The organism is Micromonospora sp. NPDC047670 (assembly GCF_043204915.1).
In the GTDB taxonomy this organism is placed as follows: domain Bacteria; phylum Actinomycetota; class Actinomycetes; order Mycobacteriales; family Micromonosporaceae; genus Micromonospora.
The window spans coordinates 134059-150120 of sequence record NZ_JBIDDA010000002.1; the positions used below are offsets into that span (position 1 = coordinate 134059).

Sequence of the window (16062 nt, forward strand, 5' to 3'; positions counted from 1 at the left end):
CGACCGCGTCGCTTGGCGCACGGAGGCCGGTCGTGCTCGCCCCGTCGCGTCAGGCGCGCGGCAGCAGGCCGGGCGGGTACTCCATGCCGTCGTGGGTGCAGGCCGCCGCGGCGACCCGGGCCGCGTACGCCGCCGAATCGGCCAGCGGCGCGCCGCGCAGCCGGGCGGCGATCACGCCCGCCGCGAACGCGTCCCCGGCGCCGTTGGTGTCGACGACCGGCGCGGGCGCCTCGGCGGCGGGCACCCGGGTCGGACCGCCCTCGCCGGTGTGCAGGTCGGCGCCGTCCGCCCCGTGGGTCACCAGCACCGTGCGGGGCGCCAGCGCGGCGGCGAGCGCGTCCGCGCCCCCGCCCAGCCGGACCCCGCTGACGAAGACCAGATCGGCCGCCTCGGCGAAGGGGCGGTGGTACGGGTTCTCACCGTCCCAGTCGTGCAGGTCGGTGGAGAGGGCGGCGCCGTCGGCGAGCCCGGCCCGCAGGGCGGGCAGCAGGGGAGGCACCCAGTCCATGATCGACAGATGCACGTGCGCCGCCTGGCGGACCAGCGCGGCCAGCTCGGCCGCCGCGAACGGGGCCGGCCCCCGCCAGGGACGCGGGTCGTAGAGCGACATCCGCCGGCCGGCCGGGTCGACCATGTTCACCGATCGTCGGGTGCCGGCCGGGGCGTCGCCCAGCACGCTGTGCACACCGGTGCGGGCCAGCGCCGCCCGGACCACGTCCCCGGCCGGGTCCGCGCCGAGGACGTCGACCACCGCGACCCGCAGCCCGAGCGCGTGCCCGGCGAGCGCGATCCCGGAGCCGGTGTTGCCGATCCGCAGCTCGATCGGGTCGACGGTGACGGAGTCGGCGGCCGGCAGCGGAATCGCGGGCACCCGCACCCGCACGTCGACGCCGAGGCCGCCAATCACGAGGAGGTCGTACACGCGTCGACCCTAGCCGGTGCGGGTCGGCCCCGGCGCCGCCGCCGATGTGCGACGGCGGTCACTCCAGCGGCTGCGGTTCGAGTTGCTCGGGCGCGGGGGCGGTGCGCTGCCGCGGCGCCGTCGTCCGGCGGACCGCCGGGCCGTCGGCCAACGCGAGGTCGAAGACGTTGCGGAACAGCCGGGACATCGCCGCGTCGGTCGCCAGCGCCCCGGCGAAGCTGATCGAGGACGCGCTGAAGACGAAGCCGCCGTTGGGCTTCTCCACCAGCACCATGGCCGCGCCACCGCCGGTGTTCTGCCCCCGGGCGATGATCTCGGTCTGCTCGGCTTCGCCGTCCAGGCCCAGCATGGCGTCGGTCTCCCAGCCGCTGGCCGCGCCGTTGTAGCCGGTGAGGCCGAAGCGGCTGCCCACTGTCAGGCCGGTGCCGGCCAGCAGCTTGTGGTCGCGCAGGACGGCGTACGGTGCGAAGGTGAACCAGCTCGCGCTGGTGTAGTTGACCCCGACCAGTTGCGAGGCCGGCAGGCCCAGCGAGTTGTAGGTGTCCCGTCGCCCCTCGGGGGTGCGGAACGTGACGGCGCTGCGGTCCTCGCTGAACCGCACCCGCTCGTAGAGCCCGTTGCCGCCCGCGTAGATGACCCGGCCGCCGCCGGCGAGGTAGTCGGCGAGGTGCTGGCGCATCTCCTCCGAGAAGTACTCGGGGTGGCTGCCGAGCACCAGCACCCGGTACCGGGTCAGCCAGTTGCCGGAGACGTGCAGGTCGGTGTCGTCGTAGCAGTCGAACTCCAGCCCCTGCCGCGTCATCCAGCGCATCAGCAGCACGTCGGACCAGAGGGTGTGCTCCAGGTTGCCGGTCGCCTCGACGTTCAGCTCGGTCGACGGCCGGCGCAGCGAGAAGGTGCGCGACCCCGCCATGTCGCCGCAGTACTGGTAGTGCCCGCCCCACGTGTTGTACGCGTGGTACGTGTTCGTGGGCAGCACCATCGCGATGTCGTGCCGGGGCACCGCCGGCTTCACCACGAACGGCACGTGCCGGCGCAGCTTCTGCGGGCCCTCCAGCCGGGCGGCGTACAGGCCCGACGGCCAGCTCACCGGGATCGACAGCGTCAGGGTGTCCGACCAGTCGCAGCCCGACTGCAGGTAGCCGCTCGGCAGCACCTGGAGCCTGCCGGTCACGCTGGTCGGGGCCTGCACGACCTCCGGCGCGCCCTCGCTGGGCGCCACCCGGACGACCGAGGCGGTGAAAGTCGGGAAGGTGGTGGAGACGGCGATCCGCGCGGTCGAGCCGGCGGTCACGGTCGGCGTCCGCGCGTACCCCTGGAGGGCGGCCTGGCTCTGCAGCGTGAAGCCACCGCCGACCGAGCGGCCGGCGCCGCCGTTGGCCCAACTCGCCCGCTTGTCGGTGCCCGCCGCGGCCCAGTTGATGATCCGGTAGGTGACCAGGTTGCCGGTGGCGCGCCGGGTCGGGTCGCTCGGCTGCACGCCGTAGAGGGTGCCCTGCCCGGTGCAGACCAACCCGTTGATGGTCAGCTCGCCGAAGCCGCCGCCGATCCGCAGGCCGGAGCCGGTCGCCCACCTTCCGGCGCCCAGGTGCCGGTACCAGTAGATGTTCCCGTGCCGGTACGCGTAGATCACCCCGGAGCCGTCGGCCACGCCCTGGAAGCTCTTGAAGCCTCGGGTGATCCGGCTGCCGCCGGTCCACTTCCCCGTCGACGGGGTGTACTGGTAGCCGTACAGGTCGCCCTCGGCGTCGACCCCGTAGACCGTGCCGCCGAAGCCGAAGATGCGGGGGAACTTCTGGAAGCCGCTGCCGATCTGCCTGCTGCCGCTCCAGTAGCCGGCCCCGGTCGTGTAGTTGGTGCAGACGTAGCGGTAGTAGTGGATCGTGCCGTCCGCGCGCACCCCGTAGAGCGAGCCGTCCGCGCTGCCGAGCACCGTGCGGAACTGGTGCCAGCCCGACCCGATCTTGCGGCCGGAGCCGCTGGCCCACCCCGTCACGCCGGTCTGCCATCCCCAGTGCCGGTACCAGAGCAGTGCCCCGTCGGCCTGGACGGCGAAGATGACCCCGTTGCCGCCGCCCACGAGCTGGATGAAGCGCTGCTCCGGGTCGTAGCCGGGGCCCGCGGCCCGCGCGGGCGGGGCGGGGGACGTCAGGACCGCGGGCACGGTGGCGGCCGCCGCCAGCGCACCGCCCGAGGCCAGGACACGACGCCGGGTGACCCGACGGGCGACGCGCAGCGACATTGTGAAGAACCTTCCCGGTGATCGAGCCAGCGAAATCTAGCCGCCGGGGAGGATTCCCGAGGACCCGGGCCGGGGAGGGAGGCGAAAGTCGTTCGCGCAGCGGCGAAGACCGACCGATCGGATGACCTCCGTCCGACGCGCCGTCCGGTCGGGCGCGGTGTGCTCGTCGGGGGCGGCGTGTCCGGCCGGATATCCTCGCCGGGTCGTCGCGAGGAGGGGGACGCGTGCTGGTCGTCCACGGGGTGTGGCGGTGGGGCGTCGGGCTCGCCGTCTGGGCCGAGGACAGCACGCTGCCGGCCCGCGCGCCGCGCCGTCCCGGCCGGGCGCCCCGGGAGCGGCCGCACCCGTTCGCCGCCGACCACGCGACGCTGGCCGCCGCGCTGGCCGGGGCCGCCGAGCCGGCCGACCTCGGCACGGCGCTGCTCACCCTCCCCACCCGGGCCGGCTCGCCGCTGGACTCCCCGGAGCTGGTCCGCACCGCCGTCGCCGAGCCGGTCCGCGGGCCCGTCACCCTCGCCGGGTGGCGCGTTCCCGTCCTCCGGTACGCCCCGGACGCCGCCCTGCCCCTGCTGCGCGGCCTCGACGGGTCGGCCGTCGTGCCGGGCGCGACCCTGCGCCACCTCGCCGAGCTGGCCGACTTCGCGGTCGACCTGGCGGCGCGGGGTCGGGTTCTGCCCGGCCTCGCCGCCCCGACGTCAACGAGCCCTTCCGCCGCCGGGACGCCGCGTCCCGCGGCGCGGGACGGCGATTGGTCCACCGTGGACGACCGGCGGGCGCGGGTCGCCGCCCGGGCGGTGTGGCGGCCCCTGCTGACCGGCACGGACGCCGCCTGGGCGCGGGCGCTCGCGCTGGCCCTGCCGCCGGCCGCGCGCGCCACCGCCACCGAGCCGCGCCACCCACGCGCCACCGCCACCGGGCCGGGCGTGCTGGTCGCCGACGCGCTCGACGCGCTCACCGACGCCGCGGTCCGGGCGGCCCTGGGGGAGACCGCGCTGGCCCGGGGCGTACGCCCGAACGGCGCCGTGCCGGCGTGGCTGGCCGCGCTCACCGGACCGGTCCGGGACTTCACCGCGGAGCCGGCCGCGCTCGGCACCCTCCGCGCCGAGCTAAACGCCTGGCAGCGCGACGCGGCCGGCGGCGCGGTGCGGGCGAGCTTCCGCCTGGTCGAGCCGCCCGCCGACGAGATCGTCGAGCCGGTCGTCGTGGTGCCGACCGACCCGGCGGCGACGGTCGCGACGAGCGGTCCGTGGCGGGTCGAGTTCGGGCTCCAGGCCGCCGACGAGCCGAGTCTGCACGTGGACGCCGCGCAGGTGTGGCGGGCACCGGAGACCGTCGCCGGGCTGGCCGGCCGGGGAACCGGCCCGCAGGAGACCCTCCTCGCCGAGCTGGGCCGCGCCAGCCGGCTCTGGCCCGAGCTGGACACCGCCCTGCGCACCGCGACGCCGGAGGCGTTGGAGCTGGACGTCGAGGGCGCGCACCGGTTCCTCCGCGAGGGCGCTCCGGTGCTGCACGCCGCCGGGTTCGCCGTGCTGTTGCCGTCCTGGTGGCGGCGCCCGTCGTCGCGGCTGGGCGCCCGGTTGCAGGCCCGCAGCCGGACCGCGCCCGGCACCGTCGCCGCCGACGGCGGGGTCGGGCTGGACGCCCTGGTCGACTACCGCTGGGAGGTGGCCCTCGGTGACCAGCCGCTGACCGCCGAGGAACTGGCGTCGCTGGCCGCGCTGAAGACCCCGCTGGTGCGGCTGCGCGGGCGGTGGGTGGAGCTGGACCCGAAGCGACTCGCGGCGGGCCTGCGGCTGCTCCGCTCCTCCGGCGAGCTGACCGTCGCGGACCTGCTCCGGCTCGGCCTGGCCGACGGTGGGCAGCCGGACGCCCTGCCCGTGCTGGAGGTGAGCGCCGACGGCGCGCTGGGCGACCTGCTCGCCGGGGCGGTGGAGCGGCGGCTCACCCCACTCGACCCGCCGCCGGCGTTCCGCGGCACGCTGCGGCCGTACCAGCGGCGGGGGCTGGCCTGGCTGGCGTTCCTGCAGTCCCTCGGGCTGGGCGGGGTGCTCGCCGACGACATGGGGCTCGGCAAGACGGTGCAACTGCTCGCCCTGCTCGCCGGGGACCCGCCGGACGCCGGCCCGACGCTGCTGGTCTGCCCGATGTCGCTGGTGGGCAACTGGCAACGGGAGGCGGCCCGGTTCGCGCCGGAGCTGCGCGTACACGTGCACCACGGGGCGGAACGGGCGCGGGGGGCGGCGTTCACCACGGCCGTGCACGACGCGGACCTCGTCCTCACCACCTACTCGGTGGCCGCCCGGGACGCGGTCGACCTGGCCGGCATCGACTGGCACCGGGTCGTCGTCGACGAGGCCCAGGCGATCAAGAACGCCGCCACCCGCCAGGCCGAGGCGGTCCGCGCGCTGCCCGCCCGGCACCGGATCGCGGTCACCGGCACGCCGGTGGAGAACCGGCTGGCCGACCTCTGGTCGATCATGCAGTTCGCCAACCCGGGCCTGCTGGGTCCGGCGGCGACGTTCAAGAAGAGGTACGCCGAGCCGATCGAGCGGCACGGCGACGCCGAGGCGGCCGAGCGGCTGCGCCGGATCACCGGCCCGTTCGTGCTGCGCCGACTCAAGACCGACTCCTCGATCATCTCCGACCTGCCGGAGAAGCTGGAGATGGAGGTGCTCTGCAACCTCACCGCCGAGCAGGCCTCGCTCTACCGGGCGGTGGTCGACGACATGCTGGCCCGGATCGAGTCCAGCGACGGGATCGAGCGGCGCGGGCTGGTGCTGGCCACCATGACCCGGCTCAAGCAGGTCTGCAACCACCCGGCCCAGCTGCTGCGCGACGGCTCGGCGCTGGACGGCCGCTCCGGCAAGCTGGCCCGGCTGGAGGAGATCCTGGACGAGGTCCTGGCGGCGGGGGAGCGGGCCCTGCTGTTCACCCAGTACGCCGAGTTCGGCGGCATGCTGCGCGGTCACCTGTCGGCCCGGTTCGGCCGGGAGGTGCTCTTCCTGCACGGCGGCGTCGGCAAGGCCGACCGGGACGCGATGGTCACCCGGTTCCAGTCCCCCGGGGGGCCGGCGATCTTCGTGTTGTCGCTCAAGGCCGGCGGCACCGGGCTCACCCTCACCGAGGCCAACCACGTGGTGCACGTCGACCGGTGGTGGAACCCGGCCGTGGAGGACCAGGCCACCGACCGGGCGTTCCGGATCGGTCAGCGGCGCCGGGTGCAGGTACGCAAGTTCGTCTGCGCCGGCACCGTGGAGGAGAAGGTGGCGGCGCTGATCGCCGACAAGCGCAGCCTGGCCGCCTCGGTCGTCGGCACCGGCGAACAGTGGGTCACCGAGCTGTCCACCGCCCAACTGCGGGAGCTGTTCACCCTGGAGGCCGGGGCGGTGGTGGAGTGAGCGGGCGGGTGGAGGGCGGCGGCGGGGCGGACGGCCGGTTCGCCGACTACGGCCGGCCGCGTCGGGTCGACGGCGGGCTGAAGGCGCGCAGCACCCGGGGCGCGATCGGGCGGTCCTGGTGGTCGCGGCGCTTCCTGGAGGTGCTGGAGTCCTTCGCCCTCGGCACCCGGCTCACCCGTGGCCGGTCGTACGCGCGGGCCGGCCAGGTGATCAGCCTGGACGTCGCCCCCGGCGCCGTCACCGCCGTGGTGCAGGGCTCGCGCGCGCAGCCCTACGAGGTGAGCATCGCGCTGCCCCCGTTCCCGCCGGAACTCTGGTCCCGCGTCGAGGCGGAGCTGGCGGCGCAGGCGTTCTTCAGCGCCCGGCTGCTCGCCGGCGACCTGCCCCCGGAACTGGAGGAGCTGTTCGCGGCGGCCGGCGCGCCGCTCTTCCCCGGCGGGGTGGCGGAACTGCGCCAGCGGTGCAGCTGCCCCGACTTCGCCGTCCCGTGCAAGCACCTGGCGGCCACCTTCTACCTGCTGGCCGAGGCGTTCGACGCCGACCCGTTCCAGCTGCTGCACTGGCGGGGCCGGGGCCGCGCCGAGCTGCTCGACCGGCTGCGCGCCCTGCGGGCCGGCGAGCCGACCGGCCCGGCCGCGGTGCGGGCGGGCGGCCCCGGCGGCGGCGTGTCCCCAGTCGGGCACCGCGACGCCGGCGACACACCGTCCACCGTGGAGCGCGACGGCCGCGACGGTGTGGACGTCCCGCCGGTCGGGGCCGCGCGGGCGCTCGCCGGCCTGCCACCGGCACCCCTGGCCGACGCGGTCGACCGTTTCTGGCTGCCGCCCGTCCCACTGCCCGACCGGCCACCCAGCCTCGAGACCGGACCGGACCTGCTGCTGCGACAGCTCGGCGCGCCGGCCCCCGCCATCGGCGGGCCCGGTCTGGTCGAACGGCTGCGGCGGGCGTACCGGCTCCTCGGCCGGTGAGGGCAGCCGGCGCGGCGGGCCGGTCGGCGCCCGGTCACAGCCAGCGGCGGCGGAACCGCCACATGAGTGCGGCGTTGGCCACCAGGACCACCGCGCAGACGGCCCCGGCCAGTCGCCCGGCAAGCACCGTCATCGCCGGGAGCGAGGCCCACAGCACGATGGTCAACAGCATCAGCCACCGGCCGCGGCGGGCCCGGGCCCGGTGGTCGAGTCGGGCGAAGAACGCCGGGTCGCTCTCCCGGAGCTGACGGGTGATCTGCTCGAACCTGCGCTGATCCTCTTTGCTGAGCATGTGCCTTCCCCTCACGTGTTCAGCGGTTCGGCGGCATACCCGCTGCGGCGGCGGCTCACGCTCCCGGCCTGCTGCTACTTTGCGGTGCGCCGGGGACGGCGTACCCGGCCCGGGGAACGGGCGCCTCAGCGCAGGCTTATCCGGACCTTAAATTTGCCTGTGCCGCCGAACGCGGTGGAAAGCGTCGGGTGGCCGGAAAACGTTACGTCCGGCCCCCTGCGTGTCGCGTACGCCCTGCTCGGGAGGTCCGTGCCGCGGCGGGCGGAAATCGGCGCCCGCCGACCCGCGCTGAGGGCCGTCTTAAGTGCCCTGGTGGCCGCCTTCGACGCTGCTTGATGGCACCTGGGGCCTTGGCTACCTTCCCGTAAACCCCCTCAGGCACGAGTCGCCGCACCTGCACCCCCTTGCCCGGTCGCAGTCGTCGCGGCGCGTCAGAAACGGATTTGGTACATGGCCGACCAGAATGTGCCACCACGTCGACCGCGGGACGACCGCGGCTGGGACGGGCGCCCACACCCCGCCGCCGACGGGTACCGCGACACCTTTCCCCCCGCGCCGTACGGCTACGACGCCCCCGCCCAGCGCCCGGTCGACCCGCGGACGCCGCCGTACGCCCACGCCGGCCACCCCGCCCCGCGCGGCCCGCAGTGGGTCGGCCCCGACGGCTTCGCCCGCCAGCCCGCCGTGCCGTCGGCCGGCGCCGGACTGCCCAACCTGGACGATGACGACGAGCCGGGCCGCGGGGTCGGCCGGCGCAGGGCCCTCGCGGCGCTCGGCGGCACCGCCGCCGTGGTCGCCGGCGGCGCGGCCCTGGCCATGACCCCGCAGATCCGGGGCCTCTTCGGCGACGACGTGGTGGCCGGCGACGCCACCGGCACCACGGTCACCGACGGCACCCCCGCCCGCCCGAGTGGGCAGCAGCCGAGCACGGTGCGCACCTACACCGAGCAGAACGAGAGCTACATGGGCTCCCGGGCCGGCGAGGCGCTGAAGAAGAACAACCCGGCCGGTGGCCGCACCTTCTCCGGGCCGGCCGCCGCCGCCGCGGAGACCAAGGTGACGGTCAAGACCGTGCTCGCCAAGGACCCGGTCCTGCACCTCGCCCGGCGGGCCACCTTCGGCGTCACCCCGCAGGTCGTCGCCGACATCTCCGAACGCGGCATCGACGGCTGGCTGCGCTGGCAGCTCGACCCCGAGAAGATCGCCCCGACCAAGGCCGAGCTGAAGCTCGCCGAGCTGCCGACGCTGAAGCTGAGCACGGCCCAGCTACGCGAGCAGCGCGACCAGCTCAACGAGCGCGGCGCGCATCCGGAGAAGGAGATGGTGGACGCCACCATCGCCCGGCAGATCTGGTCGAAACGGCAGCTCTTCGAGGTGATGGTCGACTTCTGGAACGACTTCCTGCACGTCGCCGCGGACTTCGACGGCGGCGAGGTGTACCGCGCCTCCTTCGACCGGGACGTCGTGCGGGCGCACGCTCTCGGCAGCTACCCCGAGATGCTGCTCGCCGCGAACCGGCACCCGGCGCTGCTGCTCTACCTGAACCAGAACGACTCCCGCGCCGACGCGGTCAACGAGAACCTGGCCCGCGAGAACCTGGAGCTGTACTCGGTCGGCGTCGACGGCGGCTACACCGAGAAGGACGTCCGGCAGGCGGCCCTGTTGCAGACCGGCCGCGGCGTCAACGACGGCAAGTACGTGTTCCGCCCCGAGCGGCACTACGTCGGCAAGGTGAAGATCCTCGGCTTCACGCACGCGAACAACTCGAAGGACCCGAAGAAGGCCGAGGCGGCCATCGACGCGTACCTGACGTACATCGCGCTGCACCCGTCGACCGCGAAGTACGTGGCGCAGAGCCTCGCCACCCGGTTCGTCTCCGACACCCCGCCGAAGTCCCTCGTGGACCGGCTGGCCCGGACGTACACCGCCAACAAGGGCATGATCAAGCCGCTGCTGATGACGCTGTTCAGCTCCTCGGAGTTCTGGGCCGCGGTGGGGCAGAAGGTGCGCCGGCCGATGGAGTACCTCGTCGCCACGTACCGCGCCCTGGGCGTCGCGCCGGACGCCTCGCCGAAGCACGACAACGGCGACAACAAGCGCACCCCGTACGCCCGGGGGCTGCGGCAGATCCACGACAAGATGCGCGAGCTGGGCCAGTACCCGATGGGCCAGCCCACCCCGGACGGCTACCCGGACGTCTACGTCGCCTGGACCTCCGCCGGCACGATCGTCAACGGCTGGAACGAGGCGGGCGACCTGATCGCCGGCAACCGCACCAATTTCACGTACGCCCGCCCGGAGCAGCTGGTGGCCCGGCCGCCGGCGACCGCCGGGGCGTACGTGGACGCGCTGGCCCTGCGGCTGGTGGGCCAGAAGCTGAGCGCCCGGGAACGGTCGCTGATCCTCGGCGTGGCCGGCGTGTCGGCCGGCACCAAGGTCGACGCCACGTTCAACGGGGCCGTCACCGCCGTCGCGCGGGCGATCCTCGCTTCCCCCCAGCACCACCTCCGGTGAGGCACCCGATGGAGAAGACTGTGCACACGTTCCCCCTGCACCCCGAATGCCCCGACCTGCGGCGGCTGGCCGACAACCCGGCCGAGGCGCTGCTGCGGGCGGAGGCCGACATCGTCGCCGCCGAGAACGCCGCCGAGGCCGACCGCTACCGGCGGCTGGAGGACCTGGAGGAGGCCCAGCAGGACGGTCGCGGCGTCACCCGGCGCACCTTCGTCGCCGGCGCCGCGGCCACCGCGACCGCCCTGGCCACCGCCCAGTTCGTCACCACCTCGGCGTCCTTCGCCGCCACGAAGACCGGCACCCTGATCCACGTCTTCCTCTACGGCGGGCTGGACGGGCTCAGCCTCGTCGCCCCGGCGGACGACCCGGTGCTCGCCAAGGCCCGCCCCGACCTGCTGCTCGCCGACGACTCCCTGGCGGTGGGGCGCGGCTTCAAGCTGACCAGCGCGTTCAAGCCGCTGGAGCCGTGGCTCAAGAGCGGCAACCTCGGGTTCGTCCCGGCGGTCTCCGACGAGCGGCTGTCCCGCAGCCACTTCCAGGCCGCCGACGCCTGCAACCTCGGCGGCCTGCCCAGCGAGACCGGCGGCCGGGGCTGGTTGGACAGCCTCGTCGACACGCTCGGCACGGGCACCGCCTTCCGCAGCGTCGGCATCGGCAGCACGCTGCCCCGCTCGCTGGTCGGCACCAACGGCGCGCTCTCCCTCAACAGCGTCGGCTCGCTGCGGCTCAACGGCGACGACCGCTACCGGGCCGCGACGGAGAAGGCGATCAAGGGGCTCTTCACCGGGATCAACCACCCCGTCCAGGAGGCCGTGCAGGACGGCCTGGGCGCGCTGGCCACCGCGCAGCGCCTCGCCGCGAAGCCGTACCAGCCGGCCGAGGGCGTCGAGTACCGCGGCGTCGGCCACGCCTTCCAGCAGCTCGCCCAGCTCATCAAGGGCGGCGCGAACGTGCGCGTCGCCACCGTCGGGATGGGCGGCTACGACACCCACGAGAACCAGGGCAGCCGGGAGGGCGGCCAGCTGTACCGGCGGCTCAACGAGCTGGCCGACGCGATGGCGGCGTTCTTCACCGACCTGGGGGAGCGCTCCGCCGACGTGACCATCATGGTCTCCAGCGAGTTCGGCCGCCGGGTCGCCTCCAACGGCGGCGGCACCGACCACGGCCACGGCGGGGTGGTCACCCTGCTCTCCGGGCGCAGGCTCGCCGGCTCGCTGCTGGGCACCTGGAACGGCCTGAACGACCTCGACTCCGGCGACGTGCCCGAGTACAACAACATGTTCAACGTCTACGGGGCCGTCGCGCAGGGGCGGTTCGGGCTCACCAACGCGCAGGTGGACAAGATCTTCCCGCGCCAGAAGTACACCCCGATGAAGCTGTACGCGTGACGTACCCACGCACCCACGCCGCCGGCCGCCGGGCCGGGACGACCCCGTCCCGGCGCGGCGGCCGGCCGGCTGCGGACGTACGCCCGCCGGTGCCGCCGCGACGCGGACCCGGCGGCCGGCGGCTGCTGGCCGGCCTGCTCGTCGCCGGCCTGCTCGCCAGCGTGCTGCCCTGGTGGCTGGACACCCCGGCCGGTTCGCTGAGGAGCACCGCCGCGACGATCACCGCCGCCGGCCGGATCAGCGGCCTGGTGGCCGGCTACCTGCTGCTCGTGCAGGTGCTGATGATGAGCCGGCTGCGGGTGCTGGAGCGGTGGGTCGGCGGCGAGCGGATCGCCCGCTGGCACCGCGACGTCGGCGCCACCCTGCTGGTCGCGGTGCTCGCGCACATGTCGCTGATCCTGGTCGGGTACGCCGACCTGGAGGACAACTCCGTGCTCACCGAGGCCGGGGTGCTGCTGCGCGACCACGAGGACATGGTCTCCGCGTTCGCCGCCGCCGGCATCCTGGTGCTGGTCGGCCTCACCAGCGTCCGGGCGATCCGGACCGCGCTGCCCTACGAGCTGTGGCACGCCCTGCACCTGTCGACCTACGCGGTGCTGCTGCTCGGCTTCGGCCACCAGTTCAGCAACGGCGCGCAGCTGTTCCGGCCCGGCCCGGTGCGCACCGGCTGGATCGCCATGTACGCGCTGGTGGTCGCCGCCCTGCTCTGGGGCCGGGTGGCCGCGCCGCTGGCGTTCAACCTGCGGCACCGGCTGCGGGTCGCCGACGTGGTCGCGGAGAGCCCGGACACGGTCTCGGTCTACCTGACGGGGGACCGGCTGGAGCGGCTGGACCTGCTCGGCGGGCAGTTCTTCCGCTGGCGCTTCCTCACCCGGGGCTGCTGGTGGCAGTCGCACCCGTTCTCGGTCTCCGCCGCCGCCAACGGCCGCTGGCTGCGGCTCACCGTCAAGGTCGTCGGCGCGCACACCGCCGACCTGCGGGACCTGGACCCGGGCATCCGGGTCTGGGCGGAGGGGCCGTCGGGCACCTTCACCGCCGCGCACCGGACCCGGGAGAAGGCGCTGCTGATCGCCGGCGGCAGCGGGATCACGCCGATCCGGGCGATGCTGGAGGAGTTGCCGCCCGGCGCGGCGCTGATCTACCGCGCCCGCACCCCGGCCGACGTGCTGCTGCACCGGGAGCTGGACTGGCTGGCCCAGGCGCGGGGCACCTCGATCTGGTACGTCGTCGGCTCCCGCCACGACCCCGGCCCCCGCCAGGTGCTGAGCCCGGACGGGCTGCGCCGGCTGGTGCCCGACGTCGCCCGTCGCGACGTCTACCTCTGCGGGCCGCCCGGCCTGGTCGAGCAGTCGCTCCGGGTGCTCCGCCAGGCCGGCGTGCCCCGCCGGCAGATCCACCTCGCCACGTTCGAGCTGTAGGAAGGTCCCATGCGCCGCGCACTGCTCGCGATCACCGGCCTGGCGGCCAGCACCACCGTCATGGTGGTGCTGAAGGGCTCGCCCGGCACCACCGGAGTCGCCCAGGACCTGCCGGCCGAGCGCCCGCCGGTCGTGCCCGCCCCGGCCGGCCCCGCCCCGACCGGCGGCGACGCCTCCGCCGTGCCGGCACCGGCCGGTTCCACCGCGTCCCCCCGCCCCGGCCGCACCGCCACCCGGGCGCCGTCGAGCCGGCCCAGCGCCACCACCCGGGCGCCGTCCGCCCCGCGGACCAGCAGCAAGCCGCCGCCGGCACCGACCACCCGCACCGTGACCGGCCCGGTCGTGGAGAACGAGTACGGCAACGTCCAGGTGCAGATCACCCTCTCTGGGAACCGGATCGTCAACGTGGTGGCGCTGGAGCTGCCGGAGGAGACAGCCCAGTCCGACCAGCGCAGCGAGCAGGTCGACGGCCGCTACAGCGGCAGCTCCGGGCTGGTGGTGCAGCAGCAGAGCGCCGACGTGGACACCGTCTCCGGGGCGACCGCCACCAGCAACTCGTACAAGCAGTCGTTGCAGGCCGCGATCGACCGGGCGAACTGACGTGCCGGCGTCGCCCCCGCCCCGGTGTCCGCCGGCGGCCCGGCCCGGGCTGCGCCGGGTCGAGCACGTGATGGGTACGGCGATCAGCCTCGACCTCGCCGACGACCTGCCCGCCGCCGAGCTGGCCGAGCTGGCGGGGGACGTGTTCGCCTGGCTGCGCGAGGTGGACGCGCGGTTCAGCACGTACCGGGCCGACAGTGAGGTGTGCCGCTTCGACCGGGGCGAGCTGCCGCTCTCCGCGGCCGGCGCGGACCTGCGCCACGTGCTGGCGCGCTGCGCCGACCTGTGGGGCGCCACCGACGGCTTCTTCGACGCGTACGCGACCGGCCGGCTCGACCCGTCCGGCTACGTCAAGGGCTGGGCGGCGCAGGTCGCCTCGGACCGGCTGCTCGCCGCCGGGGCGGCGAACCACTGCCTCAACGCCGGCGGCGACGTGCGGGCACGCGGCCACTCGTCGTCCGGGCGGCCCTGGCGGATCGGCGTCCGACACCCGTGGGACCCGATGTCCACCTGCCTGGTGCTCGCCGGCACCGACCTGGCCGTGGCGACCTCCGGTGTCTACGAGCGCGGCCACCACGTACGGGACCCGCGCCGGGGTGCGCCGGCCGTGGGGCTGCGCTCGGTCACCGTGGTCGGCCCCGACCTCGGCCTGGCCGACGCGTACGCCACCGCCGCCATGGCGATGGGCGCCGCCGGCATCGGCTGGCTCGACAAGCTCCCCGGCCACCAGCACGCGGTCATCACCGACGACGCCCGCTGCCTGCACTCCACCGCCCTCCCCCTGACCCCGCCCTGACCCCATGCCCCGTCCCCCCGCCCTCTAGCCTCCCGCCCTCGCCCCTCCTGCCCCGCGCCCCCGCGCCTCCCGCCCCCTTCGCGCCGCGATCTTGCAGTTTCGGCCCTCGATTCGTGCCGGATGGCTGGTATGTCCGGGCACAAAGTGCAAGATCGCGGTGGCGGTGGCGGTGGCGGTGGCGGTGGCGGCGTGGGATGGGGCGGGGTGGGGCCGGGGGAGAGGGTCAGCGGAAGGGGCGGTGGGTGGCGGGGCGGGAGCCGAGGGGGCGTGGGCGGCCCGGGCGGGAACCGGCGGGGCGGGTGGCGGCCCAGCGGCGGTGTGGACGGTGGTGGCGGGGCGGCGGCTCGGCCCCGCCCGGCTGACGCGTGGTGTCGTCGGTGGACATGTAACCCCCGCTCCCGGCGCGGACGCGCCGTCGCCGTGCTCAACGAGCGCCGCCCCCTGAGCGTCGCGTCGCCGCCTCGCCGCCTCGCCGCCTCGCCCGGCGGGCACCGGCCCTCCGGCGTCGCGGTGTGCCGTCGTGTCAGATGCCCCGGTCACCCGGTCACCCGGTCACCCGGGCGTCGCGGTGTCGCCGTGGTCACCTGTTCGGCCCCCGGGCGTCGCGGCGCTGTTGGTTCACATGCCCCGGCGGGGGAGCGGCAGGTGCCCGGGGAGGAGGTCGGAGGTGAGCGTGACGCCGGTGGCCCGCAGGGCGTCGATCAGGGTGTTCTGCACCAGGTAGGAGTCCGGCAGCTGCCACCGGGCCTGCTCGGGCGCGACCGCCCAGCGGACGGTGCCCTCCGGCAGCCGGGTCGGCGGGGCCGGGATCCACGAGCCGGGGCCGTGCCGTACGACGTGGAAGCAGTGGTCCAGCTCGGGGCGGAGCGGATCTCCGGGGCGGACCAGGAACATCCAGCGACCGGTCGGAGTCACCAGCACCGGTCCGCGTACGCCGACGCCCGCGGGGTGGGTCTGCACCGCGTCCAGGACGTGCCGACCGAGGTGCGTGGGGACCTCGAGCACGTCGAACGCCCGGCCGGTGGGCAGCAGCACGCCGTGCGGGCGGGTGCGCCACCAGGTCGCCACCCGGGCCGGGTCGGCGCTCGCCGCGTGCTCCCAGTTCTCCAGCGCGGGATGGCAGCCGACCGTCGGGCAGCCGGCGCGGCCGCAGACGAAGCGGCTGCGGGCGAGGCAGGCCCCCGGCGTGACGTCCCAACCGTGCAGCGCGTAGCGCACGGCCACCCGGCGCAGCCGCACCCGTTCCAGGGGCGACAGCTGCACGACGCGCGGTCCGACGTTCCCCCACATGTGCCATCTCCCTTCGCCGGACCCGGTCGGCATCCAGGTCGCATGTCGAGCACCGTCACTGCCGTAACCCGCGATCGTTGAGCTGACGAACGGCTGATGCAACTTGCACGGAAACTACGAGAACTGGCTGTACGGCTGACGTACATGCTGTGCGACCAGCGAAAATCTGAGGCGTGCGCGCGATCGCGGCCGCGAGCGTCAGCCGGCGGGCCGGCCGCGGGTCGGGTCGGGCAG

General features: G+C 75.1%; 10 protein-coding genes and 2 pseudogenes. 8 read left to right on the top strand and 4 right to left on the bottom strand.

Annotation, left to right across the window (positions count from 1 at the left end; genetic code table 11):
* Positions 1-49 precede the first annotated feature (49 nt).
* Both ACGF7U_RS05250 and ACGF7U_RS05255 read right to left on the bottom strand, forming a co-directional pair.
* The gene (locus tag ACGF7U_RS05250; protein WP_393103162.1) at positions 50-922 is read right to left on the bottom strand and encodes a carbohydrate kinase family protein; all 873 of its coding nucleotides are present in this window, start codon (positions 920-922) and stop codon (positions 50-52) included.
* 58 nt (positions 923-980) lie between these two features.
* Complete coding sequence (locus tag ACGF7U_RS05255; protein ID WP_393103164.1) at positions 981-3164, bottom strand: N,N-dimethylformamidase beta subunit family domain-containing protein; 2184 nt, start codon at positions 3162-3164, stop codon at positions 981-983.
* Between the two features lie 224 nt (positions 3165-3388).
* On the opposite strand from ACGF7U_RS05255, the pseudogene ACGF7U_RS05260 reads away from it, so the two are divergent.
* The 3 genes and pseudogenes from ACGF7U_RS05260 to ACGF7U_RS05270 form a co-directional block, all read left to right on the top strand.
* Positions 3389-3848: pseudogene (locus ACGF7U_RS05260) on the top strand (ATP-dependent helicase); the annotation flags it as partial.
* 107 nt (positions 3849-3955) lie between these two features.
* Positions 3956-6562, top strand: a pseudogene (locus tag ACGF7U_RS05265) (DEAD/DEAH box helicase); the annotation flags it as partial.
* Positions 6559-7530 (top strand): SWIM zinc finger family protein, encoded by a 972-nt coding sequence (locus tag ACGF7U_RS05270; RefSeq protein WP_393103166.1) that lies wholly within the window; start codon positions 6559-6561, stop codon positions 7528-7530. The pseudogene ACGF7U_RS05265 and the gene ACGF7U_RS05270, both read left to right, overlap by 4 nt.
* Before the next feature lie 34 nt (positions 7531-7564).
* Here ACGF7U_RS05270 and ACGF7U_RS05275 read toward each other — a convergent pair whose 3' ends face one another.
* Positions 7565-7822, bottom strand: coding sequence for a DUF3040 domain-containing protein (locus ACGF7U_RS05275; RefSeq protein ID WP_091104431.1), 258 nt, complete (start codon positions 7820-7822; stop codon positions 7565-7567).
* A gap of 450 nt (positions 7823-8272) precedes the next feature.
* Between ACGF7U_RS05275 and ACGF7U_RS05280 the strand changes: the two genes are divergently transcribed.
* The 5 genes from ACGF7U_RS05280 to ACGF7U_RS05300 all read left to right on the top strand — a co-directional run bounded on the left by ACGF7U_RS05280 (position 8273) and on the right by ACGF7U_RS05300 (position 14538).
* A complete protein-coding gene (locus ACGF7U_RS05280) occupies positions 8273-10336 on the top strand; it encodes a DUF1800 domain-containing protein (protein WP_393103168.1) in 2064 nt (687 codons plus the stop codon).
* A gap of 8 nt (positions 10337-10344) precedes the next feature.
* Positions 10345-11724, top strand: coding sequence for a DUF1501 domain-containing protein (locus ACGF7U_RS05285; RefSeq protein WP_393103170.1), 1380 nt, complete (start codon positions 10345-10347; stop codon positions 11722-11724).
* Positions 11721-13142, top strand: coding sequence for a ferric reductase-like transmembrane domain-containing protein (locus ACGF7U_RS05290; RefSeq protein WP_393103172.1), 1422 nt, complete (start codon positions 11721-11723; stop codon positions 13140-13142). Before ACGF7U_RS05285 ends, ACGF7U_RS05290 begins: the two co-directional genes overlap by 4 nt.
* A gap of 9 nt (positions 13143-13151) precedes the next feature.
* A complete protein-coding gene (locus ACGF7U_RS05295) occupies positions 13152-13742 on the top strand; it encodes an FMN-binding protein (protein WP_393103174.1) in 591 nt (196 codons plus the stop codon).
* Positions 13743-13812: 70 nt separating this feature from the next.
* Positions 13813-14538, top strand: a complete 726-nt coding sequence (locus ACGF7U_RS05300; protein WP_393103176.1) for an FAD:protein FMN transferase — start codon at positions 13813-13815, stop codon at positions 14536-14538.
* Positions 14539-15156: 618 nt separating this feature from the next.
* Here the strand turns inward: ACGF7U_RS05300 and ACGF7U_RS05305 are convergent.
* Positions 15157-15828, bottom strand: coding sequence for a bifunctional DNA primase/polymerase (locus tag ACGF7U_RS05305; protein ID WP_393103178.1), 672 nt, complete (start codon positions 15826-15828; stop codon positions 15157-15159).
* Between the last annotated feature and the right edge of the window lie 234 nt (positions 15829-16062).

Excerpts from the sequence above, each read along its gene's own strand:
- ACGF7U_RS05295 (WP_393103174.1), top strand. The coding sequence starts at position 13,152 with ATGCGCCGCGCACTGCTCGCGATCACCGGCCTGGCGGCCAGCACCACC.
- ACGF7U_RS05255 (WP_393103164.1), bottom strand. The coding sequence starts at position 3,164 with ATGTCGCTGCGCGTCGCCCGTCGGGTCACCCGGCGTCGTGTCCTGGCC.
- ACGF7U_RS05300 (WP_393103176.1), top strand. The coding sequence starts at position 13,813 with ATGGGTACGGCGATCAGCCTCGACCTCGCCGACGACCTGCCCGCCGCC.
- ACGF7U_RS05275 (WP_091104431.1), bottom strand. The coding sequence starts at position 7,822 with ATGCTCAGCAAAGAGGATCAGCGCAGGTTCGAGCAGATCACCCGTCAG.
- ACGF7U_RS05305 (WP_393103178.1), bottom strand. The coding sequence starts at position 15,828 with ATGTGGGGGAACGTCGGACCGCGCGTCGTGCAGCTGTCGCCCCTGGAA.
- ACGF7U_RS05285 (WP_393103170.1), top strand. The coding sequence starts at position 10,345 with ATGGAGAAGACTGTGCACACGTTCCCCCTGCACCCCGAATGCCCCGAC.
- ACGF7U_RS05280 (WP_393103168.1), top strand. The coding sequence starts at position 8,273 with ATGGCCGACCAGAATGTGCCACCACGTCGACCGCGGGACGACCGCGGC.